18 protein-coding genes are annotated in these 24,395 nt (G+C 62.0%); 8 read left to right on the top strand and 10 right to left on the bottom strand.

Features of this window, described 5'->3' with window-relative positions:
* The first annotated feature begins 5 nt into the window (after positions 1 to 5).
* From BFP96_RS11640 to BFP96_RS11625, 4 genes are all read left to right on the top strand, one after another.
* Entirely contained in the window at positions 6 to 1,994 is a 1,989-nt protein-coding gene (locus BFP96_RS11640) for an alpha-1,4-glucan--maltose-1-phosphate maltosyltransferase (RefSeq protein WP_065936238.1), read from the top strand.
* A 145-nt stretch (positions 1,995 to 2,139) separates the two neighbouring features.
* A complete protein-coding gene (gene treS, locus BFP96_RS11635) occupies positions 2,140 to 5,487 on the top strand; it encodes a maltose alpha-D-glucosyltransferase (protein WP_065936237.1) in 3,348 nt (1,115 codons plus the stop codon).
* Entirely contained in the window at positions 5,484 to 7,721 is a 2,238-nt protein-coding gene (glgB, locus tag BFP96_RS11630) for a 1,4-alpha-glucan branching protein GlgB (protein ID WP_065936236.1), read from the top strand. The genes treS and glgB overlap by 4 nt, the downstream gene beginning before the upstream one ends.
* 927 nt (positions 7,722 to 8,648) lie before the next feature.
* Positions 8,649 to 9,776, top strand: coding sequence for a GGDEF domain-containing protein (locus BFP96_RS11625; RefSeq protein ID WP_065936235.1), 1,128 nt, complete (start codon positions 8,649 to 8,651; stop codon positions 9,774 to 9,776).
* On the opposite strand, the gene BFP96_RS11620 is transcribed toward BFP96_RS11625, so the two are convergent.
* Together BFP96_RS11620 and BFP96_RS11615 are read right to left on the bottom strand one after the other, a co-directional pair.
* Entirely contained in the window at positions 9,755 to 11,959 is a 2,205-nt protein-coding gene (locus tag BFP96_RS11620) for a GAF domain-containing protein (protein ID WP_065936234.1), read from the bottom strand. The genes BFP96_RS11625 and BFP96_RS11620 overlap by 22 nt on opposite strands.
* A 151-nt stretch (positions 11,960 to 12,110) precedes the next feature.
* On the bottom strand, positions 12,111 to 12,962 hold the full coding sequence (locus BFP96_RS11615; protein WP_065936233.1) for a CAP domain-containing protein: 852 nt from the start codon (positions 12,960 to 12,962) through the stop codon (positions 12,111 to 12,113).
* 176 nt (positions 12,963 to 13,138) lie between these two features.
* Between BFP96_RS11615 and BFP96_RS11610 the strand changes: the two genes are divergently transcribed.
* A complete protein-coding gene (locus BFP96_RS11610) occupies positions 13,139 to 13,831 on the top strand; it encodes a GNAT family N-acetyltransferase (protein ID WP_065936232.1) in 693 nt (230 codons plus the stop codon).
* A gap of 595 nt (positions 13,832 to 14,426) precedes the next feature.
* A complete protein-coding gene (locus tag BFP96_RS11605) occupies positions 14,427 to 15,026 on the top strand; it encodes an NAD(P)H-dependent oxidoreductase (RefSeq protein ID WP_065936231.1) in 600 nt (199 codons plus the stop codon).
* Position 15,027: 1 nt separating this feature from the next.
* On the opposite strand, the gene BFP96_RS11600 is transcribed toward BFP96_RS11605, so the two are convergent.
* The 3 genes from BFP96_RS11600 to BFP96_RS11590 all read right to left on the bottom strand — a co-directional run bounded on the left by BFP96_RS11600 (position 15,028) and on the right by BFP96_RS11590 (position 17,352).
* Positions 15,028 to 15,417, bottom strand: a complete 390-nt coding sequence (locus BFP96_RS11600) for a hypothetical protein (protein WP_065895435.1) — start codon at positions 15,415 to 15,417, stop codon at positions 15,028 to 15,030.
* A gap of 32 nt (positions 15,418 to 15,449) precedes the next feature.
* Positions 15,450 to 16,706: a 3-phosphoshikimate 1-carboxyvinyltransferase gene (locus tag BFP96_RS11595; protein WP_065898304.1), complete on the bottom strand. Its 1,257-nt coding sequence runs from the start codon at positions 16,704 to 16,706 to the stop codon at positions 15,450 to 15,452.
* Positions 16,707 to 16,797: 91 nt separating this feature from the next.
* On the bottom strand, positions 16,798 to 17,352 hold the full coding sequence (locus tag BFP96_RS11590) for a UPF0149 family protein (RefSeq protein WP_065898303.1): 555 nt from the start codon (positions 17,350 to 17,352) through the stop codon (positions 16,798 to 16,800).
* A 161-nt stretch (positions 17,353 to 17,513) separates the two neighbouring features.
* On the opposite strand from BFP96_RS11590, the gene BFP96_RS11585 reads away from it, so the two are divergent.
* Both BFP96_RS11585 and nudC read left to right on the top strand, forming a co-directional pair.
* A complete protein-coding gene (locus tag BFP96_RS11585) occupies positions 17,514 to 18,326 on the top strand; it encodes a crotonase/enoyl-CoA hydratase family protein (protein ID WP_065895438.1) in 813 nt (270 codons plus the stop codon).
* 5 nt (positions 18,327 to 18,331) lie between these two features.
* Positions 18,332 to 19,165: an NAD(+) diphosphatase gene (gene nudC, locus BFP96_RS11580; RefSeq protein WP_065895439.1), complete on the top strand. Its 834-nt coding sequence runs from the start codon at positions 18,332 to 18,334 to the stop codon at positions 19,163 to 19,165.
* Here the strand turns inward: nudC and BFP96_RS11575 are convergent.
* From BFP96_RS11575 to BFP96_RS11555, 5 genes are all read right to left on the bottom strand, one after another.
* On the bottom strand, positions 19,133 to 19,912 hold the full coding sequence (locus BFP96_RS11575) for a TSUP family transporter (RefSeq protein WP_065884472.1): 780 nt from the start codon (positions 19,910 to 19,912) through the stop codon (positions 19,133 to 19,135). The genes nudC and BFP96_RS11575 overlap by 33 nt on opposite strands.
* Positions 19,913 to 20,440: 528 nt before the next feature.
* On the bottom strand, positions 20,441 to 21,157 hold the full coding sequence (gene pcsA / locus BFP96_RS11570; RefSeq protein WP_065892588.1) for a phosphatidylcholine synthase: 717 nt from the start codon (positions 21,155 to 21,157) through the stop codon (positions 20,441 to 20,443).
* A gap of 148 nt (positions 21,158 to 21,305) precedes the next feature.
* Positions 21,306 to 22,226, bottom strand: coding sequence for a class I SAM-dependent methyltransferase (locus BFP96_RS11565; protein WP_065936230.1), 921 nt, complete (start codon positions 22,224 to 22,226; stop codon positions 21,306 to 21,308).
* A 49-nt stretch (positions 22,227 to 22,275) separates the two neighbouring features.
* Complete coding sequence (locus BFP96_RS11560) at positions 22,276 to 22,764, bottom strand: DUF1289 domain-containing protein (RefSeq protein ID WP_065892590.1); 489 nt, start codon at positions 22,762 to 22,764, stop codon at positions 22,276 to 22,278.
* A gap of 87 nt (positions 22,765 to 22,851) precedes the next feature.
* A complete protein-coding gene (locus tag BFP96_RS11555) occupies positions 22,852 to 24,102 on the bottom strand; it encodes a ribonucleotide-diphosphate reductase subunit beta (RefSeq protein WP_065936203.1) in 1,251 nt (416 codons plus the stop codon).
* Positions 24,103 to 24,395: the final 293 nt, after the last annotated feature.

Here is a 24,395-nt window from a genome sequence, read left to right as displayed (position 1 = left end):
GCTCGATGACTGCTGAAACACTGGTTCCAGAACATTCCTTATTGCCGTTGTCCCAGGCACTGCTGTTACCCAGAATCGCCATTGAAAGCACCACGCCGGTGATTGACGGCGGCGAATTTGCCGTCAAGGCGGTGGTGGGCCAGCAGGTCAATGTCACCAGTAAAGTGTTCGCCGATGGCCATGACAAGCTGGCGGTGTTGGTGCGCTGGCGCCCGCTCGGGCAGGAAAACTGGCACAGCGTGGTCATGAATGATGTGGGCAACAACGGCTGGGAAGGTGCGTTTACCGTCACCACCCAGGGGCCCCATGAATTCTGCATTGAAGCCTGGATCGATACCTTTGCCAGCTTCTGCTATGAACTGCGTAAAAAGCATGAAGCCGGGGTGCCGGTCAGCCTGGAGCTGCAGGAAGGCCGCAGCCTGGTGTTGCAGGCCGCCGAGCGCAGTGACAACGAACTGCGCGACCGCTTGATGCTGCTGCACCACGAACTCTCCGGCCTGCTGGAAACCGAGCAGGTCGCGCAGTTCCTGCACGAAGACAGTGCACACCTGATGACCCAGGCCGACCACCGTGCCTATTTGAGCATCAGCACGGTGTACCCGATCGACGTGGAGCGCGAGCGTGCCCAGTTCGCCAGCTGGTATGAGCTGTTTCCCCGCTCGATTACCGATGATCCGGCCCGTCATGGCACCTTCAACGATGTGCATTCACGCCTGTCGATGATCCACGACATGGGGTTTGACGTGTTGTATTTCCCGCCGATCCATCCCATCGGCCGCAGCCATCGCAAGGGCAAGAACAACTCCCTGACCGCCGGTCCCGACGATCCCGGCAGCCCTTACGCAATCGGCAGCGAGGAGGGCGGACACGAAGCGATTCACCCGCAACTGGGTAGCCGCGAGGATTTCCGCCGCCTGGTCAAGGCTGCCGCCGACCACGGCCTGGAAATCGCCCTGGATTTCGCCATCCAGTGCTCCCAGGACCACCCGTGGCTCAAAGAGCATCCGGGCTGGTTCAACTGGCGCCCGGACGGCACGATCAAATACGCGGAAAACCCACCGAAAAAGTACCAGGACATCGTCAACGTCGACTTCTATGCGGCGGACGCCATCCCCGGCCTGTGGACCGAACTGCGTGACATCGTGGTGGGCTGGGTGGATGAGGGCGTGAAGACCTTTCGCGTGGACAACCCGCACACCAAGCCGCTGCCGTTCTGGCAATGGTTGATCAGCGACGTGCGCAGCAGATACCCGGAAGTGATCTTCCTCGCCGAAGCCTTTACCACCCCGGCCATGATGGCGCGTCTGGGCAAGGTCGGTTATTCCCAGAGCTACACCTATTTCACCTGGCGCAATACCAAGGCCGAACTGAGTGAGTATTTCACCCAGTTGAACCAGTCGCCATGGCGCGAGTGCTACCGCCCGAATTTCTTCGTCAATACGCCGGACATCAACCCAGGCTTCCTGCATGAGTGCGGCCGGGCGGGCTTTCTGATCCGCGCCGCGCTGGCCACCATGGGCTCGGGCTTGTGGGGCATGTACTCCGGGTTTGAACTGTGCGAGTCCGCACCGGTGCCGGGCAAGGAGGAATACCTGGACTCGGAGAAATACGAGATCCGCCCGCGCGACTTCACCGCACCCGGCAACATCATTGCCGAGATCGCCCAGCTCAACCGCATCCGCCGCCAGAACCCGGCGTTGCAGACGCACCTGGGGCTCAAGCTCTACAACGCCTGGAACGACAACATCCTGTACTTCGGTAAGCGCAGCGAGGACGGCAGCAATTTCGTGCTGGTGGCCGTCAACCTCGACCCGCACAACGCCCAGGAAGCGCACTTCGAGCTGCCGCTGTGGGAGATGGGCCTGCCGGACGATGCCCAGACCCAGGGTGAAGACTTGATGAACGGCCATCGCTGGACCTGGTATGGCAAGACTCAATGGACCCGACTGGACCCGCAGATGCCGTTCGGAATCTGGCGGATCACTGCTCAATAGACGAGTGGAGAACAGAGTGTGGGAGGGGGCTTGCCCCCGATTGCGGTGTATCAGTCACCGAATGACCAGCTGAGCCACCGTCATCGGGGGCAAGCCCCCTCCCACATTGATGGCATTTGCGTCTGCAGCATTTCAGGAGTTTCACATGGCGAAGAAACCCAAGGCAGCCACCTTTATCAAAGACCCGCTCTGGTACAAGGACGCGGTGATCTATCAGGTGCACGTCAAATCCTATTTCGACTCCAACAACGATGGCATTGGTGACTTTCCCGGGTTGATCGCCAAGCTCGACTACATTGCCGACCTTGGCGTCAACACCATTTGGCTGCTGCCGTTCTACCCCTCGCCGCGCCGCGATGACGGCTACGACATCGCCGAATACCGTGGCGTGCACAGCGACTACGGGACCATGGCCGATGCCAAACGCTTCATCGCCGAGGCCCACAAACGCGGGCTGCGGGTGATTACCGAACTGGTGATCAACCACACCTCCGACCAGCACCCCTGGTTCCAGCGGGCGCGCAAGGCCAAGCCGGGCTCGGCGGCGCGGGACTTTTACGTCTGGTCCGATGACGAGCAGAAATACGACGGTACGCGGATCATTTTCCTCGACACCGAGAAGTCCAACTGGACCTGGGACCCGGTGGCCGGCCAGTACTTCTGGCACCGTTTCTATTCGCACCAGCCGGACCTGAACTTCGACAACCCGCAGGTCATGAAAGCGGTGCTGTCGGTGATGCGCTACTGGCTCGACCTGGGCATCGACGGCCTGCGCCTCGACGCGATTCCCTACCTGATCGAGCGTGACGGCACCAACAACGAGAACCTGCCCGAGACCCACGGGGTGCTCAAGCAGATCCGCGCCGAAATAGACGCCAATTACCCTGATCGCATGCTGCTGGCCGAGGCCAACCAATGGCCCGAGGACACGCAACTCTACTTCGGTGACCGCAAGGGCGACGACGGCGATGAATGCCATATGGCCTTCCACTTCCCGTTGATGCCGCGCATGTATATGGCGCTGGCCCAGGAAGATCGTTTCCCCATCACCGACATCCTGCGCCAGACCCCGGAAATTCCGGCCAATTGCCAGTGGGCGATCTTCCTGCGCAATCATGATGAATTGACCCTGGAAATGGTCACCGACAAAGAGCGCGACTACCTGTGGAACTACTACGCCGCAGATCGCCGCGCGCGCATCAACCTGGGCATTCGCCGACGCCTGGCACCCCTGGTGGAGCGTGACCGGCGCCGCGTGGAACTGCTCAACAGCCTGTTGCTGTCGATGCCCGGCACGCCGACCCTCTACTACGGCGACGAAATCGGCATGGGCGACAACATTTACCTGGGCGACCGCGATGGCGTACGTACGCCAATGCAATGGTCCATCGACCGCAATGGCGGCTTTTCCCGCGCCGACCCGGCCAGCCTGGTATTGCCGCCGATCATGGACGCGCAGTACGGCTACCAGTCGGTCAACGTCGAAACCCAAGCCCAGGACCCGCATTCATTGCTGAACTGGACGCGGCGCATGCTGGCGGTGCGCAAGCAGTCCAAGGCGTTCGGTCGCGGCAGCCTGAAAATGCTCTCGCCGAGCAACCGCCGCATCCTGGCGTATACCCGTGAATACACTGGGGAGGACGGCCGCAGCGAAATCATCCTGTGCGTGGCCAACGTCTCGCGCAGCGCCCAGGCCGCGGAACTGGACCTGTCCGCGTTCGCCGGGATGGTGCCGGTGGAGATGCTGGGCGGTAACGCCTTCCCGCCCATCGGCCAGCTGAATTTCCTGCTGACCCTGGCGCCCTATGGCTTTTATTGGTTCGTGCTGGCGGCGGAAAACCAGATGCCCAGCTGGCATGTGGAACCGGCCCAGAGCATTCCCGACTTCACGACATTGGTGTTGAAAAAACGTATGGAAGAGTTGCTCGAAGAACCCGGTCGCACCACCCTGGAACAGACCTCGTTGCCGGCCTGGCTGCCCAAGCGCCGCTGGTTCGCCGGCAAGGACGCCACCATCGACAGCGTGCATATTGCCTATGGCGTGCGCTTCGGCGATGCGCAGCATCCGGTGCTGCTCAGCGAAATCGACGTCACCAGCGCGGGCCAGACCAGCCGCTATCAATTGCCGTTCGGTTTCCTCGGCGAAGACCAGCTCACCAGCGCCTTGCCGCAGCAACTGGCATTGGCGCGGGTACGCCGCAGCCGCCAGGTGGGGCTGGTCACCGACGCGTTCAGCCTCGAACATTTTATTCGCAGTGTGATTCAAGGCATGCAGGCCGCTACCGTGCTCAATTGCAGCGAGGGTGACCTGCGCTTCGAGGCGACCCCGCACCTGGCCGCCTTGCAACTGACGGACGAATCAGCGGTGCGCTACCTGTCTGCCGAGCAATCCAACAGTTCGGTGGTGGTCGGCGAGAGCCTGGTGCTCAAGTTGATCCGTAAAGTCAGCGCCGGGGTTCACCCGGAACTGGAGATGAGCGCCTACCTGACCGAAGCCGCCTACCCGAACATTTCGCCGCTGATGGGCTCGATGAGCCGGCGCGACGCACAGGGCGAGGACAGCTTGCTGATGATTGCCCAGGGCTACCTGAGCAACCAGGGCGATGCCTGGAGCTGGACCCAGAACAACCTCGAGCGGGCCATTCGCGACGAGTTGGCCGAAGCGATGTCCGAACAGGAGCAGCACTACAACGCCCTCGGCGAGCTGGCGGATTTCGCCGGCCTGCTCGGTCAGCGCCTGGGTGAAATGCACGTGGTGTTGGGCGCGCCCACCCAGAACAAGGACTTCAAGCCCGAAGTCACCTCGGCCAGGGACACCCAGGCCTGGTCCAAGGACGTAGGCGCGCAGATCGAACGTGCCTTGCACTTGCTCAAACTAAATCAAAGCCAGTTGAACCCCGCCGATCAGGCGCTGGTCAGTGAATTACTGGCGCAGAAAAAAGCCATCGGCAGCCACGTCCAGGCATTGGCGAAGGCCACGCTGGGCGGATTGCGGATTCGCGTCCACGGTGACTTGCACCTGGGCCAGGTATTGGTAGTCAAGGGCGACGCCTATTTGATCGACTTTGAAGGCGAGCCGGCGCGACCGCTGCATGAACGGCGAGGCAAACACAGCCCGTACAAGGATGTCAGCGGGGTGTTGCGCTCCTTTGATTACGCAGCGGCGATGGCCCTGAATGTGCAGGGGGTTGATCATTCGCCGGAGGCGGACGCCGCGCGTCGGCGTGTGACCGAGCGTTACCTGAGTGAAGCCCGCCAGGCATTTACCCAGGCTTATCAGGCAGCGACGGCTACACTGGCGCATGACTGGCAGGATGCCAATGGCCAGGACGCCGCGCTGACCTTGTTCAGCCTGGAGAAGGCCGCGTACGAAGTGGCCTACGAAGCGGAAAATCGCCCGAGCTGGTTGCCGGTGCCCTTGCAAGGGTTGCACGGTTTGCTCAGCGGGCTTACACCTGAATCGAAAACTGCACGCGGTGGGGAGACGTCATGAGTTTTACGCATAAAGAACCGCTGCAGCCCAAGTTGACTGCAATGCCGGCATCCAGGGACGTCGAAGCGCTGGTGCGCGCCGAGCACCCTGATCCATTCTCGATCCTTGGGCCGCACGATGATGAGCAGGGCGGGCAGTTTATCCGTGCGTTCCTGCCTGAAGCCCTGAGTGTCCAGGTCCTGGCGCGTGACGGCGGTGAGCCGATCGGCAGCCTCGACGCGACCCAGGTGCCGGGGCTGTTCGTCGGGCACTTCGGCACGCGCCAGGATTACCTGCTGAAGATCCAGTGGGCCGGCGGCGAGCAGATCACCGAAGACCCGTACAGCTTCAGCCAACTGCTGCTCGGTGAAATGGACCTGTACCTGTTTGCCGAAGGCAACCACCGTGACTTGGGCAATTGCCTGGGCGCCCAGGTCACCACGGTGGACGGCGTGCAGGGTGTACGGTTTGCCGTGTGGGCACCGAATGCCCGACGCGTTTCGGTGGTCGGCGATTTCAACGTCTGGGACGGTCGCCGTCACCCGATGCGCCTGCGCCATCCTTCGGGCGTGTGGGAAATCTTTGTCCCACGCCTGCAACCGGGCGCGGCCTACAAATATGAAATTCTTGGCGCCCACGGCATCCTGCCGCTCAAGGCCGACCCCATGGCCCTGGCCACCCAACTGCCGCCGGATACCGCCTCGAAAGTCGCTGCGCCGTTGCAAGTGCAGTGGCAGGACCATGAGTGGATGCAGGCGCGTGGCGACAAACAGAAATCCACCGCGCCGCTGTCGATCTATGAGTTGCACGTCGGGTCCTGGCAGTGCGAGCTGGACGAAGCGGGCGAAGTGTCACGCCAATACGGCTGGCGCGAACTGGCCGAGCGGCTGATCCCCTATGTGGAGCAACTGGGCTTCACGCACATCGAACTGATGCCGATCATGGAGCATCCATTTGGCGGTTCCTGGGGTTATCAGGCCTTGTCCCAGTTCGCGCCGAGCGCACGCTTTGGCTCGCCGGAAGATTTCGCCTACTTCGTCGACGCCTGCCACCGGGCTGATATTGGCGTGATCCTCGACTGGGTGCCGGCGCATTTTCCTACCGACACCCACGGCCTGGCGCAATTCGACGGCACTGCGCTGTACGAATACGCCAACCCGCTGGAGGGTTTCCACCAGGATTGGGACACGCTGATCTATAACCTGGGCCGCACCGAGGTGCACGGTTTCATGCTGGCGTCGGCGTTGCACTGGCTCAAGCACTTCCATATCGACGGCCTGCGCGTGGATGCGGTGGCCTCGATGCTGTATCGCGACTATTCGCGCAAGGCCGGTGAGTGGGTGCCCAACCGCCACGGCGGCCGGGAGAACCTGGAAGCCATCGATTTCCTGCGCCATCTGAACGACGTGGTCGCGCTGGAAGCGCCGGGTGCGCTGGTGATTGCCGAAGAGTCCACTGCGTGGCCAGGCGTGAGTCAAAGCACCCAGCAAGGGGGCCTGGGCTTCAACTACAAATGGAACATGGGCTGGATGCACGACTCGCTGCATTACATCCAGCAAGACCCGGTCTACCGCGCCCATCATCACAACGAACTGAGTTTCGGCCTGGTGTATGCCTGGTCCGAGCGCTTTATCCTGCCGATTTCCCATGATGAGGTGGTGCACGGCAAGCACTCGCTGATCGACAAGATGCCCGGCGACCGCTGGCAGAAATTTGCCAACCTGCGCGCCTACTTGAGTTTCATGTGGATGCATCCGGGCAAGAAGCTCTTGTTCATGGGCTGCGAGTTCGGCCAGTGGCGCGAGTGGAACCACGACCAGCAACTGGACTGGTACCTGCTGCAATACCCGGAACACCGTGGTGTGCAGAAACTGGTGGGCGACCTGAACCGCCTGTATCGCGAGGAACCGGCGCTGCACGAGCAGGACGACGCGCCCCAGGGCTTCCAGTGGCTGATCGGTGACGACGCCATCAACAGCGTCTACGCCTGGCTGCGCTGGAGTAAAGACGGCAAGCCGGTGCTGGTGGTCGCCAACTTCACGCCGGTGCCTCGTGAGGCCTACGCCGTCGGCGTGCCGTTTGCCGGGCGCTGGAGCGAAGTGATCAACAGTGATGCCGATATGTACGCCGGGTCCAACTACGGTAATGGCGGTGCGGTGCAGACCGTGGATGAACCTCGCCATGGTCAGCCGGTGTCGCTGTCGTTGAACCTGCCGCCCCTGGGCGTGCTGATTCTGCGGCCACAAGAGCCATAGGTATCCAAACAAGGCTGCGGCGCCAAACGTAACCACGATGCGAAGCGAGGCGCTGTTGATCTTAGGCGCCCCGTTAAACCACGCTGGCCGAACGCAGGCTTGAATCCGTTGGCAACCCGGCAGGACGCCGAGTTAGCCGCACTGGGCAAGGGATGACCCATTGCGGCGGCCCGGAGGACGCCATCGGGGGCAAGCCCCCTCCCACATGTGGACCGGAGTCGACACAAAATACCGGTCGGCTCTAAGGCCGCCGCGCTTTTGATCTTGATCTCAGGCGCCCCGTTAAACCACGCTGGCCGAACGCAGGCTTGAATCCGTGTGCAACCCGGCAGGACGCCGGGTTAGCCGCACTGGGCAAGGGATGACCCATTGCGGCGGCCCGGAGGACGCCATCGGGGGCAAGCCCCCTCCCACATTTGGACCGGAGTCGACACAAAATGCCGGTCGGCTCTAAGGCCGCCGCGCTTTTGATCTTGATCTCAGGCGCCCCGTTAAACCACGCTGGCCGAACGGAGGTTTGAATCCGTGGGCAACCCGGCAGGACGCCGGGTTAGCCGCACTGGGCCATGGATGGCCCATTGCGGCGGCCCACGGATTCAAGCCTCCGTTCGGGCACACCGAGCATTAGCGAGGTGCCGAGTGGTGGGGCAAGAGCGTTTTGCTTACTTTTGCGCTTTTCAAAAGTGAGCCGCTGTAAAAGCGGAACCCATTGCAGCCGTTACCGCAGAAACGGATATGTACTCAACCCAATTCAACATCCTGGTCGGCCCAGAGGCCGCCATCGGGAGCAAGCCCCCTCCCACATTTGGATTGCAGAGCATCTGCTCAGAACGGTTAAACGCTCTAGCACGCAGGATCCTGTTGTCCGGGCTACTGGCAGGGTGCCACAATGGCGCCTCTGTCGGAGCAGCCAAACAGGCGAATCGCATGCATAGCCTTGGGCATGGGCAAGACCCGGACCACGTCATCGAAGAACAGGTGCGAACCGACCGTTTGCATCAGCTGTTTCGCCAGTCGTTCTCGGCCATCTTTGGCGCCTGCCTGGCCGCCATCATGCTCTGCTGGCTGTGCTGGGAGCGTTTCGATCACCAGGTCATGGTGGTCTGGCTGGTGCTGCTGGCGGGTTCCTCACTGGTGCGCCTGCAGCTGTTCCTTGAATGGTTCCGCTGCCCCAACAGCGAACGCACGCCCGCGCGCTGGGAGCGTCGTTACGGGCTGACACTGATGCTGTCGGCGGGGATCTGGGGCGGCGGGGCGCTGGCGGTGATGCCCGTCGATGACCGCCTGTCCCAAGTGTTGGTCATGCTGTTTGCCGTGGGCATGTCGGTCAGCGCAGTGTCGTGCTATTCGGCTTATCGCTCCATGTCGCTGGGGTCCATGGGCCTGGTGCTGCTGCCTTGTACCCTGTGGCTTTTGTTCCAGCCGGCGCCGATGCAGGTGGGCGTGGCGCTGGCGGTCTTGGTGTTTTCCTCCTTTGTAGTGGGCGCCACGCGCAAGCTCTCCGATGCCCTGGAAAAAGCCTTTCGCCTGACCCGCCAGATGGAACGTGCGCACACCCTTTCAACCCACGCCGCCCAGACCGATGAACTGACCGGATTGATGAACCGTCGTGCCTTCTTCGAGCGTGCCCAGGCGCTGTACGCCCAATGCCATCGCGAGCAGCAGCCGTTGTGCGCGCTGATGTTGGACATGGATCACTTCAAAAGCATCAATGACACCTACGGTCATCAGACCGGCGATCAGGTGTTGCGCCAGATTGGCGGCGTGATCAGCGCCTCGTTTCGCCAGGTCGATGTGTCCGGTCGTCTGGGGGGCGAAGAATTCGCAATATTGCTGCCCAATACGTCTCTGGAGACCGCGCGCAGCATTGCAGAGCAACTGGTCCAGGCCATTGGCGACCTGCGCGCCGACCCGGTGCAGGGGCTGAGTGCCAGCCTGGGCCTTGCATCGACCCACGCCGAGCCGCTGGACCTGAATGGCTTGATGGACAGCGCCGACAAGGCGCTGTACCGGGCCAAGGCGCTGGGGCGTAATCAGGTCGCCGTGGCGGGCTGATCCTTGGCCATGGCCCTGGCTAACGCCCGCGCGACCTGTTCGGCGGAGTAGGGTTTGGCGAGGAACTCAAAGCCCTCGTACCCATTGTCCGCCAGTTCTTCGCTGTAGCCCGACACGAGCACCACCGGCAGGTCCGCACGGCGCTGACGCAGCAGCCTGGCCATGGCGACACCGGTCATCCCCGGCATCACCACATCCGAAAAAATCGCGTCGAAAGCCTCCGCGTCTTTGCCGGCAAGTGTCAGCGCCTGTTCGGCATTGGTCGCCCAGGTGGTCTGGTAACCCAGGTCCTTGAGGATCTGGCAGGCGAAACGTCCTACCTCAAGGTTGTCTTCGACGATCAGCACATGCCATTGGGTAACGTCCTGCGGTGGTAGCAGCGCTGGATGCTCGGCCTGCGGTGGTGCGACTTCGCCCTCCACCTGGGGCAGGTACAGGGTGAACACCGTACCCAGCCCGAAGGTACTGGCCACATCGATATTGCCGCCCGATTGCTTGGCAAAGCCGAAGACTTGCGACAAACCCAGCCCGGTACCCTTGCCCACGGCCTTGGTGGTAAAAAACGGTTCGAAAATGCGTTCGAAGGTCTCGCTGGAAATACCGCTGCCGGTGTCGGCCAGGGAGATGCACAGGTGAGGCAGGCGCGACCCGGCGTCACCGCGAATGCGCGGCAGTGGCTGCTGCCCGACGACCTTGATGGTCAGGGTGCCCTGGCCGTTCATCGCATCGCGGGCATTGAGGGCAATGTTGATCAAGGCGGTTTCGAACTGGCTCGGATCGATGCGTGCAAAGCAGGGCTGATCGGGCAATTGCACCTGCACTTGAATGCGTGCGCCGGTAACGCTTTCGAGCATCTCGCCGATGTTGCGCACCCGTTGGCTGACGTCGAACACCTGCGGGTTCAGCGGCTGGCGGCGGGCAAAGGCGAGCAGTTGGCTGGTGAGCTTGCTGGCGCGCTCGACGGTATCGGACACCGCCCACATGTACCGTTGCCGGCGTTCTTCCGACAGCCCCGGTTGGCGCAGGAAATCCACGGAGGAGCGGATGATCGTCAGCAGGTTGTTGAAGTCATGGGCGACGCCGCCGGTAAGCTGGCCGATGGCCTCAAGCTTTTGTGACTGGCGCAGCGCGGCTTCGGCCTGGGCGAGGGCGCGGGTGCGTTCTTCCACGCGCTGCTCGAGGGTCGCATTGAGTTCGGTATAGGCCGCCAGCCCCGCACGCACCGCGGCATCGGCGCGTACGCGTTCGATATGTGCCCAGGAACGTTCGGTGACTTCGCCCAGGAGCGCCAGGTCATAGGGGGACCAGTAGCGGGGTTGTCTGTCGTGCACGGCCATCAATGCGGTGAGGCGGCCGTCCTTGATCAGGGGCATGCAGAGGGTCGCCGTCACGCTGAGCGCCTGGAAATTCGCGGCTTCATGGGCCGGCAATTCGAGCACGTTATTGCGGATCACCAAGGGCTCGCCGGCCCGCAGGCAGGTCATCGCGCGTTCACCGAACGCGGCCAGGCTGTAACGGCCGACGATGCTCGGCGAGCCTTGCGCCGACCAGTCGCCGCGAATGGTAAAACCGTCCTGATCGTCTTCCATGTCGGCGTAGGCACAAATCGACACTTGCAGGTGTTTGGCCAACAAGCGGGTGGTCGAATTCATGATGGCTTCAGCGTCGGTTGCAGTGGCGACGCTGCTGCCGATGGCTTCCAGCACCGCCAGGCGCCGGGCGAGAAACACCGTGGCAGTGGTTTCCGTGACGGTATCGAGCAACCCGACCACCCGACCCTGGGCATCCCGAATCGGGCTGTAGCAAAAGGTGAAATACGCTTGTTCAGGGGCCTCGCCACGCTGGATCAGCAGCGGAAAGTCTTCGATATAGGTGGCCTGACCGGCGAACGCGGTATCGGCGATAGGGCTAATGTCATCCCAGACTTCGTGCCACACGTCGCTGAACGGACGGCCCAGGGCATCGGGCTTGTTACCCAGGATCGGCACGAAGGCGTCGTTGTAGAGGGTGATCAGCTGCGGCCCCCAGACGATGGCCTGGGGGAAGCTGGAGGCGAAGCACAGCGCAACGGTGGTCTTCAACACGTCCGGCCAGTGTTCAAGCGGCCCCAGGGGCGAATTGGCCCAATCATGCCGACGAACCCGCTCTGCCATTTCGCTGCTGCCTTGCAGCCAATTCATCATTGGGTTCACACCTTTTTCGCTACGCGTAGTTAAGCCTTGAAGAGGTCAGACTGCCTAGCTACAGACCGGTATGACCGCAATCAGTTCAGCACGTTACTCTCCCAGATAGCACTTTGATTTTATTGCTCATTTGGCGGCTCGGTCGCAGGCTTTATTGTGTGCCGAACAGCCCCGTCCAATAGATGCCCGCATCGCTTTTCGGGTCCATCGCGTAGGCCGCGCCCAAATCGCGAAATTGCGGGTTCATCAGGTTGGCGCAATGGCCGGGGCTGGCGAGCCAACCGTCGATTACCTTGCGCGGCGTATCGAGACCGGCGGCGATGTTTTCGCCGATATTTTTCCCGACGTAGCCGGACAGTTCGGCACGGTCGCCGGGGGTACGGCCATCGTGGTCGAGGTGATCGAAAAAGTTACCGTTGGCCATGTTGCGCGTATGGCTGTTGGCGGCGTTGGCCAGGTCGTCATTCCACGACAGCGGCGTGGTCGCCGTGAACGCCTGGGTGCCGCACTCGCGCGGCTGGGCGCGGGCGGCGTTGATCAGGTCGAGCAGCTTGCGGCCTTCGGTCTGCCAGTCGCCCAGGCCACTGGTCAGCAGCGGACGCGCCAGTACGATGCGCCAGTCCTGGCCGTTGTTGCTCACGCCGATATCGACGAATTGCGGGTCGAGCACCACGCGACAGAAGCTCTCACGCACCGCTTTCATGGCGGCCTCGGCGTCCTTGGGCCCGGACAGGCTGATGGCCTGCACGTTGACCATCGGGTACGCGGCCCGCGCCAGCGACTGCTGCAAATCGCCGACATTGGAGGCCGGCAGCACCAGCCGTGTGTCACTGGCCAGCGGCGGCAACTCCTGGGAACCCTGGTCGTTGCAGCGCTGCACCTGGCTGCGGTACTGGTTGATCTGTTGCACCAACTGACTTTCTTCATTCGCCATCGCGCTGGCGCAGAACACCGTACTGGCGGCCAGCGTCGTAAGACCCATCATCAATGACAGAACGCGCATGGACGTTACCCTTGAGCTTGAAAGTGCCCATGATGCGCGATCCAGGGGCATGCATGCACCCGTTGGTCCGAACTTTTTTCACTCAATTGTTGAGTGGCGGCTGTCGAGCACTCCGGCGACACGGCGCGCAACAGGTACAATTGCCGCTGCCTCGACGTGAAACCCCAGGAATTTGCATGTTCAGCCTTACCCGCTACACCACGCCCTGTCCCGAACCGGTCAACAGCCAGATCCTGCAGTTGGTGGTCGACAACCTCACCGACATCAGCAGCGTGGCCCTGGCGCCCAGTAACCTGCTCTATAACATCTACCAGTACGCCATCGGTTTTGAGGTGCACCTGTATCTCGAGGCGCTGGACGGCTCGAAGGGCATCAGCGTTGAGCTGGTCGTGGCGATGCAGGACGAGACCGTCGTCGGCTTCTGCCTGTACCTGCCGGTGAAGGACGACCCTCAAGCCTGTGGCGTGGCCTTTATGGCCGTGCACGCCGGTTTCAGGCGCCAGGGCGTGGCCCGGGCCATGCTCGATGACGTGTTGGCGCGCTATCCCCATGCGGAACTGGCGTGTTCGGTCGAGAAGGTCCCCGCATTCGAAGCCATGGGCTTCAAGGTGCGCGGCGTGCGCGGCACGCAAGTGCTGATGAATACGCGGGACTACGGGACCGATGGGCTGATGGGGGTGCTGGACGTGGCTGCCATCTACAGCTCGCTGGAAGTGCGGCAGATCCATACCTACCTGCTGCAAAAGCACGGTAAGCGCGCCATGGTCGATGCGGAAAAGCAGCGTGATCGGCATTTGGATCAACTAACGCGCAAGGTACGGATGTTTGTGAGCGAGCGTTTGGCAAGAGGTTCGAACACTGAAGATTAAACTGTGGGAGGGGGCTTGCCCCCGATAGCGGTGTGTCAGTTGCAGATGCATTCACTGGCACTCCCTCATCGGGGCATAGGTATCTACACAACGCAGCCGCGCCCACCCGTAACCACAATGCGAAGCGAGTCGCTCTTGATCTTGATCTGCTTTTGATCTCAGGCGCCCCGTTAAACCACGCTGGCCGAACGCAGGCTTGAATTCGTGGGTAACCCGGCAGGACGCCGGGTTAGCCGCACTGGGCCATGGATGGCCCATTGCGGCGGCCCACGGATTCAAGCCTGCGTTCGGGCACACCGAGCCTAGGCGAGGTGCCGAGTGGTGGGGCAAGAGCGTTTTGCTTACTTTTGCGCTTTTCAAAAGTGAGCCGCCGTCAGGGCGGAACCCTAAGTGGCCGTTACCGCAGAAACGGATATGTACTCGGTCTGATCCAACATCCTGGTCGGCCCAGAGGCCGCCATCGGGGGCAAGCCCCCTCCCACAGTTGGTTTGTTTTACCCGACAGACCTCATCCTGCTGCGCTTGCTATCTACCAAAAGTAACTTAAGGATGGTAACTTACTAAAGGTAGATTAAGCCCAAAAGGACGCCATGCCATGCACGCACTGATCGTTGTTGCTCATCACGACCCGCAATCCCTCACCCGCAGCGTGGCCGAGCAGGTCGGCGCGGGTTTGAGCGCTTGCGGCCACACCTTTGAAATCGCCGACCTCGCAGCGGAAGGTTTCGACCCACGCTACACCGCCGCTGACCACCAGGTACACCGCAGCGGCGCAATGCCGCCGGCGGATGTGCGGGCCGAACAGGCACGCATCGACCGCGCCGACGCGTTGGTGCTCGCGTTCCCGATCTACTGGTGGTCCATGCCGGCGTTGCTCAAGGGCTGGATCGACCGCGTCTTCGTCAACGGCTGGGCGATCAAGTACGGCCCGGACATCCCCATGACCAAGAAACTGCGGCACTTGCAGGTGCATCTGCTGGCCTTGGGCGCTGCGGATGCAAGCGCCTTTGACCGGCACGGCTATGCCAAGGCCATGCGCACGCAGATCGATTACGGGATCTTTGACTATTGCGGCGCGCAGGTGCTGACCTCGGAGCTGCTGCTGGACTCGGAAACCGACAGTGCCCAGGCGCATTTGCACAAGGCCAGGATGGTTGGGCAGGGGCTGTTTGAGCGTGAGACAGTCGCCGGGTGATTCAAGCGTCGCGAAACAGGTCGTGGGCGTCCAGCAAGCGGTAGGCAATCTCGGGCTGCTTCTCCATGCCGCGACGAATCGCTGCTGGGATCGATTGCCGGGTCTTGCGACACAGGCCGGGCAGTTCGTCGATGACGATCTGGATCCCGCGCATGCTCTTGACCTCGGTATGGCCCGGCGCGATATGCAGGCGGATGCCCAATTGTTCGTACATACGCTGCTGCATATGCTCCAGGTCCTGCAGGCTCTTGAGGTTTTCCAGGCGCTCGAGCAGGCGTTTTTCTTCCTGGCGTGTCAGGTTGAGAATGCGCAGGTCGGCGCCGGGCGCCTCCAGCAAGCGTTCGCGCTCGCAGACGCAGGCGCCGGGCGGGCAGGGTTGGCGAATGGTCATGTGCGTGCCCTCCCGTAACCTGCGCGGTGGCCTTAGTAGCTGAGCGTCACGCCGAGGCTGCCCAGGGCCTTCCAGTACCCAGGATAGGTCTTGGCCACGCAGTCCGGATCTTGAATGTGAATGCCCGAGACTTTCAGCCCGGCCAGGGCAAAGCACATGGCGATGCGGTGGTCGGCATGGGTGTCGATCGATGCGTTGCACGATGTGCCGGCCAGGGCCGGGTCGGCGGCCACCAGCAGATCGTCGCCCTCGATGGTCGCCAGGCCCGCACGGATTGCGTTGAGGCCGTCATGCAGCGCCTGCACGCGGTCACATTCCTTGACGCGCAGGTTGGCCAGTTCAGTAAAGCGCACCGGGGTGTTGTTGAAGGCGGCGAGCACCGCCAGGGTCGGGATGGCGTCCTGCATCTGCGAGCCCACCACCGTGGCCGGCATGTTCGGGAACTGGGCGATCACTGCCTGGGCCTTGGCGTCCGGCTGGGTGAAATCCTCGGCGGCGACGCCGATGTCGATACGGCCGCCGGTCAATACTTCTGCGGCCCACAAGTAGGTGGCTGCGGAGGCGTCGGGTTCGATCAGGTAATCGTGGGCGGTGTAGCCGGTCGCGGCCACGCGCCAGGTGCTGTCGTCGACGGCTTCAACCTGAGCGCCGAAGGCACGCATGCAATCGAGGGTCAGGTCCACATAGCCACGGGCACCGATGTCCTTGCCGGTCAATGCGACTTCAATCGGCGCTTCGCCGCAGGCTGCGAGCATCAGCAGCGCCGATACATATTGGCTGGACAGCCCGCCATCGATCTCGAAGCGCTTGGCCTGGACCTTGCCCACGCCGTGCACGGTCACCGGTGGGCAGCCGGTCGGGCTGTCGACCCGGATGCCGTGCTGGCCGAGGGTGGCGAGCAGTGGCCCGATCGGGCGCTTTTGCATGTAGTCGTCGCCGTCCAGTACCACGGTGCCTTCCACGGTGGCGACAGCGGCGGTGAGAAAGCGCATGGCGGTGCCGGCATTGCCGAGGAACAGCGGTTGCGCCGGCCATTGCAGTTTGCCCTGGCCGGTAACCACGAAGGTGGTGTCGTCCGGCTCATCGATGGTCACGCCCATCTGCCGCAGGGCTACCGACATGTGGCGGGTGTCGTCGCTCTTCAGGGCGCCGCTCAAGCGGCTGGTGCCGTTGGCCAGGGCCGCCAGCAGCAGGGCGCGGTTGGTAATGGATTTGGAGCCGGGGGGCGCGACCTTGCCATTGAGAGGAAAGTTGGGCGGTGTAACGGTCACGGTTTTCTGCGAACTCAAGGGACAAGGCTCCTGATCAAGGCGAGGTGGCATGGAGTGGCCGACGGGGCGGACCCGAATAATCGGCCAAAGGTGCGGTGCTTGTCGAGATTTAGCGCTGGCTCAGCCAGTAATCGTGCAGCGCTCGGGCGGCCGGTTCGATTTCGCCGACCTGTTGCTGATGCGCCTGCACATCCAGGTCCGCCGGCAACTCGAAATTATCCTGCTCGGCGCACCAGGAGATTTTTTCGAACTGAACGGCCAGTTCGGCGGGCAGCGCTGGCCAGTTGCCAATGGCGGCGCCACGGATGTAGCCAAAGCACCATTCTTCCGCAAGGGTCACAGACTGGCCGTGGTGTTCTTTTTCATCGAACAGGGCCTTGAATGTCGTGGAATCGCCAGCCAGTTGCGCCGCCAGCGTGTTGAAGTGGCGTACACACAGGTCCAGGAACTGCCCGGCCTCTGCGGGGCTTTCCCAGTCCGGGTGCTGCCCGCCCCAGATTGCCGGGAACCACTCGGCGATCTCCACCTGCGTCGGGCTGGAGACCAAGGCCGTGAAATAACCGTCGAGTTCAGCCAGGTTCAGCACCGAATGGTCGTCGCCGTACTTGAGCAGGGTCTCCTCGATCAGGTCGAAATCGGCGGGGGTGAGGGGCTGGGCGTGCATGGGGCATATCCTTCAAACGTCGAACGCCGCAGTGGGGCGGCTTAAAGCGCCAAGGATGGCGCCTGGCAAGGTTTTTTGCCAGTCCCGCTTTTGGCCGATGCGCCGTTGCCTGGCCTTGTTATAGTTCAGGCCTTATCACTCGCCAGTCAGGGATCACTGCCATGTCCGAATACCAAGCTTTCGTCGTCGAACTCAACGGCAACGTTGCCCATGTGCAGATCAACCGCCCGGAAAAGATCAACGCGATGAACGCGGCGTTCTGGAGCGAAATCATCGATATCTTCCAATGGGTCGAAGACACCGATGCCGTGCGCGCGGTGGTGCTCAGCGGTGCCGGCAAGCACTTTTCTTCCGGTATCGACCTGATGATGCTCGCTTCGGTAGCCAACGAGCTCGGCAAGGATGTGGGCCGTAACGCGCGCGTGCTGCGGCGCAAGATCCTCGAACTGCAAGCCTCGTTCAATGCGGTCGACAACTGCCGCAAGCCGGTGCTGGCAGCGATCCACGGCTATTGCATCGGCGGCGCCATCGACCTGATCAGCGCCTGTGACATGCGCTACGCCGCCGAGGATGCGCTGTTCTCGATCAAGGAAGTCGACATCGGCATGGCCGCCGACGTCGGCACCTTGCAACGCCTGCCGCGCATCGTCGGCGACGGCATGTTGCGCGAACTGGCCTACACCGGTCGTCAGTTCGGCGCCGAAGAAGCGCGCAGCATCGGCCTGGTCAATCGCGTGTATGCCGACTCGACCAGCCTGTTGGCGGGCGTCATGGCCATCGCCCATGAAATCGCCGCCAAGTCGCCGATTGCCATCACCGGCACCAAGGCGATGATCAGCTATATGCGCGACCACAGCATCAATGACGGCCTGGAATACGTTGCCACCTGGAACTCGGCTATGTTGCAATCCAACGACCTGCGCGTGGCCATCGCGGCCCATATGAGCAAACAGACACCCGAATTCGTGGATTGATTGATATGACCCCAGGCTGGATTACCACAACGCTGCTGGACAACGACGCCGCCGGCGGCTGGGCCGTGGCCCGCAGCCGCGATGGCTTTTTGCACGATGCCAACGGGCCGCTGTTCCCCCGCGAATGGCTCAAGCGCCAGGACCTGTCGGTCTTTGCCGAGCACGGCATCGGGCATCTTGATGGCGAGCCGGTGTACCTGCTCGAAGTCAACGCTGCTGCCCAGGTGCCGGGCTGCAGCTGGCAGGGCCTGCGCGGCTTTATGCTGCAAGGCGATCACACGCTGTACAAAGTGCTGGGTTATGCCGCACAGATCGGCACCTGGGCGCGCGAGCATCGCTTCTGCGGCAGTTGCGGCCAGGCCATGGTCCAGGTGCCACGGGAACGGGCGATGTACTGCCAAGCCTGCGACCTGCGCAGCTATCCACGGATTTCGCCGAGCATGATCGTGCTGGTGACCCGTGGCGATGAAATCCTGCTGGCGCGCTCGCCACGCTTTGTCACCGGGGTCTACAGCACCCTGGCCGGCTTCGCCGAGCCGGGTGAGTCGGCTGAAGACTGCCTGATCCGTGAGGTGCGCGAGGAAGTGCAGGTCGAGGTGAAGAACCTGCAGTATATGGGCAGCCAGTGCTGGCCGTTCCCGCATTCGATGATGCTGGGCTTTCATGCCGAGTATGCCGGTGGCGACATCGTGCCCCAGGCCGACGAAATCGAAGATGCGCAGTGGTTCAATATCCACGACCTGCCGCCGTTGCCGGCGTCACGCTCGATTGCGCGTTACCTGATCGACCTCTATGTGGCGCGCCGCCTAGGCCACGCTGAACCAGTGCTGCCAGGCTAGGCGCACGGTCAGGCCGAGCACCACGGTGATGAACACCGGGCGAATGAACTTGGCGCCGCCGCTGATGGCGCTGCGAGCGCCAAAGAATGCGCCGCCCATCACCGAGATGCCCATCGCCAGGCCGACGATCCAGTCCACCGAACCGTTGATGATGAACACCGTCAATGCCGCCGCGTTGCTGACGAAGTTCATGCTGCGCGCCACGCCGCTGGCCTTCACCAGGTCGATCGGGTGCAGCAGCATCGTGCTCACGGTCCAGAACGCGCCGGTGCCTGGCCCGGCTACGCCGTCGTAGAACCCCAGGCCGAAGCCCTGGGTGGCCTGCCATTTCTTCTTGATGGGTGCCTCGGCGTCCAGCGGCGCCTTGGGCGTGCCGCCGAACAGCAGGTACACCCCGCAGGCGAACACGATCACCGGCAGCATCTTGTTCAGGGTTTCGGCGGGCAAATAGTGCGCGACCACGGCGCCGGTCAGCGCACCGATCAACGTACCGACGATGGCATGCACCCATTGGCGCGGGTGGAACAGCTTGCGGCGGTAGAAGGTAAAGCTGGCGGTAGCCGAGCCAAAGGTGGAACTGAGCTTGTTGGTGCCCAGCACCAGGTGCGGTGGCATGCCGGCGGTAAGCAGGGCAGGGGTGGTGAGCAGGCCGCCGCCGCCGGCGATGGCGTCGATGAAACCGGCAACAAAGGCCACGACGGCGAGAATGGCGAGGGTGGTCAGGTCAACGCTGAGTTCGAAGGGCATGGGCAGGGCTTATTGTTGGCGGGGCTGCTGGGAAGGCCGCCATCTTACCCCCCGGATGTACGCAAAACCAAATGTGGGAGGGGGCTTGCCCCCGATGGCGGCCTGAGGGCCGACCAGGATGTTGGATTGGACCGGGTACATATCCATTATTTAGGTAACGCCTGCTTAGGGTTCCGCCCTGACGGCGGCTCACTTTTGAAAAGCGCAAAAGTAAGCAAAACGCTCTTGCCCCACCACTCGGCACCTCGCCTAGGCTCGGTGTGCCCTCTCTCCGGCTTGAATCCGTGGGCCGCCGCAATGGGCCATCCCTGGCCCAGTGCGGCTAACCCGGCGTCCTGCCGGGTTACCCACGGATTCAAGCCTGCGTTCGGCCAGCGTGGTTTAACGGGGCGCCTGAGATCAAAAGCAGATCAAGATCAAGAGCGACTCGCTTCGCATCGTGGTTACGGTTGAGCGCTACAGAGTTGTGTAGATATCTATGGCCATCGGGGGCAAGCCCCCTCCCACATTTTGATCCTGGGTGCTGGGTTATTTATGGGTGCCCAGCCATTCCAGCGCCGTGCGCCAGATGCAGATGCCCAGAAAGTAGGCCGACATCAGCGACCACAGCCCGAATGTCCACGGGTTGGTGTTCGGATAATCCACCACCATCAGGAAGCTGCACAGCAACCAGATCGTGGTCACCGCGATATTGATCGGCATGAAGCGCTTGACCCGGAACGGGTGCAGGAACTTCATCGGCGTCACGGTCAGCAGCGCCAGGCCGATCACGGTCAGCAGGGTGACCCATGCGTCCGGCTGGATGATGTACACGCACAGGGCCACCACATTCCACGCCGCCGGGAAGCCGACGAAATAGTTGTCCTTGCTCTTCATGTTCACGTTGCAGAAACAGAACAGCGATGACACCAGGATCACCGACACCGCAAACAGGTGGGTAAATTCCGGCAGGTCGATATAGCGGTAGATAAACAGTGCCGGGATGAACACGTAGGTGAGGTAATCGATCACCAGGTCCAGTACCGAGCCGTCAAAGCTGGGCAACACCGTGCTGACGTTGACCCGTCGCGCCAGGGAGCCGTCGAGGCCATCGACCACCAGGGCCAGGCCCAGCCACAGCAGGCAGGCCTTGGGTGAGTTTTCGAGCAGCGCCAGGGTGGCCAGGAATGCCAATACCACGCCCGTGGCGGTGAAGCCGTGGGCGCCCCAGGCTTTGATTCTGGCTACATGCAGGGTCGATATCACGGGCGGTTCTCCAAAGGATCAAACGGGGCAGCCGACAGCGTAACGCCGTCGAGTCTGGCCGGGGAATGCAGGTATCGACCGGGAAGGCGGGGATAAGGTTCACCACCCGGCGTATGGCTTAGCGTAGCAAGCGCAGCAAGTTTCGGCATCAGCCCTGGCGAAACACCAGGGCCTTCAAGCCACTTTGAGGGTCGATATCCGGGAATTCCGGCGGGTTTTCCAGGCGTTCTACAAAGCGCAGGCCCGCTGCCTCGCGGCTGACGCCGTCGATCAGGAAGTCTTCGCCGAACGCCGGATCGTTCATGCACGCCAGCACCGTGCCGTGGGGCGTGAGCAAGTCCGGCAGGCGACGCAGCACGCGCTGGTAGTCCTTGGTCAGCAGGAAGCTGCCTTTCTGGAAGGACGGCGGGTCGATGATCACCAGGTCATAGGGGCCGCTGTGGGTGACCTTGGCCCAGGACTTGAACAGGTCGTGGCCCAGAAAGGTCACCTTGCTCAAGTCGTGACCATTGAGGCGATGGTTGTCGCGCCCACGGCTCAGGGCGCCACGGGCCATGTCCAGGTTCACCACATGCTCGGCGCCGCCTTCGACAGCGGCCACGGAAAACCCGCAGGTGTAGGCAAACAGGTTAAGCACGCGCTGGCCTTTGGCCTGCTCGCGCACCCAGTTGCGGCCGTAGCGCATGTCGAGAAACAGGCCGCTGTTCTGCTTTTTACCCAGGTCGATCAAGTAGCGCAGGCCGCCTTCGGTAATGGTCAACTCGTCGAGGGCGTCACCGACCAGCCACTCGGTGGTGCTTTGCGGCAGATAGCGGTGTTGCAGCGCTACGGTATGGGCGCCGCAACCGGCCCAGTCGATCTGCAACAACAGCTGCTTCAAGGCCTGCAGATGCTCGGTCTCCTTGAACAGCGCCACCAGCACCACGCCTTGCAGCCAGTCCACCGTCAGTTGCTCAAGGCCCGGCCAGCAGCGGCCACGGCCGTGGAACAGGCGGCGGGTTTCAGCGGGTGGGGTGGCCAGGGCAGTGAGCAGATGGGCGTGCAGGGTAGCGAGTGCGTCTGGGGTCATCGGTGAGCGTCAGTCGTTGAGCGGGCGGCATTTTAAACACAATTGTGCGTCAGAGCGTGGCGATCAGGGCTGGGCCAAAGGTTTCGCGCAGAAAAACCGGGGCAATGTAGCGCTCGTAATGGGCTTCGGACAGCAGGAAAAACTCGCGGTCAATCGCATCGCGCAAGTCGGTGAGGGGACGCTCGCGAAACTCCGGCAGCAACGCCAGACCATAGGCGTCCAGGTTCGACATGACCCGCGCACCCCGGGCAATCAACTGGTACGCCCAGCAATACGGCGACTGCTGCGGCATGAAGCGAATCTTGCGGTCCTCCAGTTGCTGGCGCAGGCGCTGCGGGTCGAAGACTTCCAGCTTGCTGCTCATCACCTGCACCAGCAACTGCTCCAGGCGTAGCCACACCGCGTGCTTTTCCTCGGCGCTATAGCCGTTCCACTGGATCACCTCATGGTGATAACGCTTGCAGCCTCGGCAGACCAGGTCACCGTAGACGGTGGAACACAGGCCTATGCAGGGTGTCTTGATGGTTTGATTGGGCATAAAAGGCAATTTGCAAAGTTATGGAACGCCGCGTTCACAATGTGGGAGGGAGCAAGTCCCACCCACATGTTGGCACTGTGCTGTTAATCAATCCCAGCTCAGCGCACCGCCGGTCTGGTACTCGATCACGCGGGTTTCGAAGAAGTTTTTCTCTTTCTTCAAATCCATAATCTCACTCATCCACGGGAACGGGTTGGTCGTCCCTGGATACTCTTCTTTAAGACCAATCTGCGACAACCGACGGTTAGCAATAAACTTCAGATAATCCTCCATCATCGCCGCGTTCATACCGAGAACACCGCGAGGCATGGTATCGCGCGCATATTCAATCTCCAGCTGCGTGCCCTGCAGGATCATCTGGGTCGCTTCTTCCTTCATCTCGGCATCCCACAAATGCGGGTTTTCGATTTTGATCTGGTTGATCACATCGATCCCGAAGTTCAGGTGCATCGACTCATCGCGCAGGATGTACTGGAACTGTTCGGCCACGCCGGTCATTTTGTTGCGGCGGCCCATGGACAGGATCTGGGTGAAGCCGCAATAGAAGAAGATGCCTTCCAGCACGCAGTAGTAGGCGACCAGGTTGCGCAGCAGCTCTTTGTCGGTGTCGACGGTGCCGGTTTCGAACTTCGGATCGGAGATCGAGCGGGTGTACTTCAGGCCCCAGGCGGCTTTTTTAGCGACCGATGGGATCTCGTGGTACATGTTGAAGATCTCGCCTTCATCCATGGCCAGCGATTCGATGCAGTACTGGTAGGCGTGGGTGTGGATCGCTTCTTCGAAGGCCTGGCGCAGGATGTACTGGCGGCACTCGGGGTTGGTGATCAGGCGGTACACGGCCAGCACCAGGTTGTTGGCCACCAGGGAGTCGGCGGTGGAGAAGAAGCCGAGGTTGCGCATGACGATGCGACGTTCGTCGTCGGTCAGGCCTTCGGGGTTTTTCCACAGGGCGATGTCGGCGGTCATGTTGACCTCCTGCGGCATCCAGTGGTTGGCGCAGCCGTCGAGGTATTTCTGCCAGGCCCAGTCGTACTTGAAGGGCACGAGTTGGTTGAGGTCGGCGCGGCAGTTGATCATGCGCTTTTCGTCGACGGCGACGCGGGCGGAGGCGCCTTCGAGTTCGGCGAGGCCTTCGGCGACGTCGAGTTTGTCCAGTTCGGCCTTGGCGCGTGCGATGGCGGCGGAGTCATTGGCGGTGACGGCGCGGGCTTCGACGGCGGCAGCAGCGCCGGCTCCGTCGAGGCGGTCCATGTTGGCTTCGGTGGCGTGGCCGGCGTTGGCGCCCTTGGTGGCTACTTCGCCTTCTTCTTCTTTGTCGAATTCGTCCCAGCTCAGCATGACGTGTCGTCTCCTGCGTGAGGGCTCAAAGGTGCCCGTGTGAAACCGGATAGTGGGGTGTTCACACGGCCCTGAGGCCGCGGTGGATCTTAAGGAATCGTTTGTTGCAGCAGCTCGCGCAGGCAAATAAACGGAAATTGCGTAACGGGTACTGCATGAGGCTTGAGGTGCGGAGCGGTAGGTGCAGGCTCCAGCGGAGGCCTCAGGTCTGGCTCTTCATCCCTGTGTAAAGGGATATTGCAGGCCCGATTTACCCGCGCATTATAGGGAAAAAAACGGGTTTGTGTTGTGGC

It is taken from the genome of Pseudomonas sp. 34 E 7 (assembly GCF_900005715.1).
Taxonomy (GTDB): Bacteria; Pseudomonadota; Gammaproteobacteria; order Pseudomonadales; family Pseudomonadaceae; genus Aquipseudomonas; species Aquipseudomonas orientalis_A.
Note: the sequence above shows the minus strand (reverse complement) of the source record. Positions and strands in the feature narration are given on the sequence as shown.

Coding starts and splice junctions, on each gene's coding strand:
- treS (WP_065936237.1), top strand. CDS start 2,140: ATGGCGAAGAAACCCAAGGCAGCCACCTTTATCAAAGACCCGCTCTGG.
- BFP96_RS11615 (WP_065936233.1), bottom strand. CDS start 12,962: ATGCGCGTTCTGTCATTGATGATGGGTCTTACGACGCTGGCCGCCAGT.
- BFP96_RS11625 (WP_065936235.1), top strand. CDS start 8,649: ATGCATAGCCTTGGGCATGGGCAAGACCCGGACCACGTCATCGAAGAA.
- BFP96_RS11575 (WP_065884472.1), bottom strand. CDS start 19,912: ATGCCCTTCGAACTCAGCGTTGACCTGACCACCCTCGCCATTCTCGCC.
- BFP96_RS11590 (WP_065898303.1), bottom strand. CDS start 17,352: ATGCACGCCCAGCCCCTCACCCCCGCCGATTTCGACCTGATCGAGGAG.
- BFP96_RS11640 (WP_065936238.1), top strand. CDS start 6: ATGACTGCTGAAACACTGGTTCCAGAACATTCCTTATTGCCGTTGTCC.
- glgB (WP_065936236.1), top strand. CDS start 5,484: ATGAGTTTTACGCATAAAGAACCGCTGCAGCCCAAGTTGACTGCAATG.
- BFP96_RS11600 (WP_065895435.1), bottom strand. CDS start 15,417: ATGACCATTCGCCAACCCTGCCCGCCCGGCGCCTGCGTCTGCGAGCGC.
- BFP96_RS11560 (WP_065892590.1), bottom strand. CDS start 22,764: ATGCCCAATCAAACCATCAAGACACCCTGCATAGGCCTGTGTTCCACC.
- BFP96_RS11565 (WP_065936230.1), bottom strand. CDS start 22,226: ATGACCCCAGACGCACTCGCTACCCTGCACGCCCATCTGCTCACTGCC.
- BFP96_RS11555 (WP_065936203.1), bottom strand. CDS start 24,102: ATGCTGAGCTGGGACGAATTCGACAAAGAAGAAGAAGGCGAAGTAGCC.
- nudC (WP_065895439.1), top strand. CDS start 18,332: ATGACCCCAGGCTGGATTACCACAACGCTGCTGGACAACGACGCCGCC.
- BFP96_RS11610 (WP_065936232.1), top strand. CDS start 13,139: ATGTTCAGCCTTACCCGCTACACCACGCCCTGTCCCGAACCGGTCAAC.
- BFP96_RS11585 (WP_065895438.1), top strand. CDS start 17,514: ATGTCCGAATACCAAGCTTTCGTCGTCGAACTCAACGGCAACGTTGCC.
- BFP96_RS11605 (WP_065936231.1), top strand. CDS start 14,427: ATGCACGCACTGATCGTTGTTGCTCATCACGACCCGCAATCCCTCACC.
- BFP96_RS11620 (WP_065936234.1), bottom strand. CDS start 11,959: ATGATGAATTGGCTGCAAGGCAGCAGCGAAATGGCAGAGCGGGTTCGT.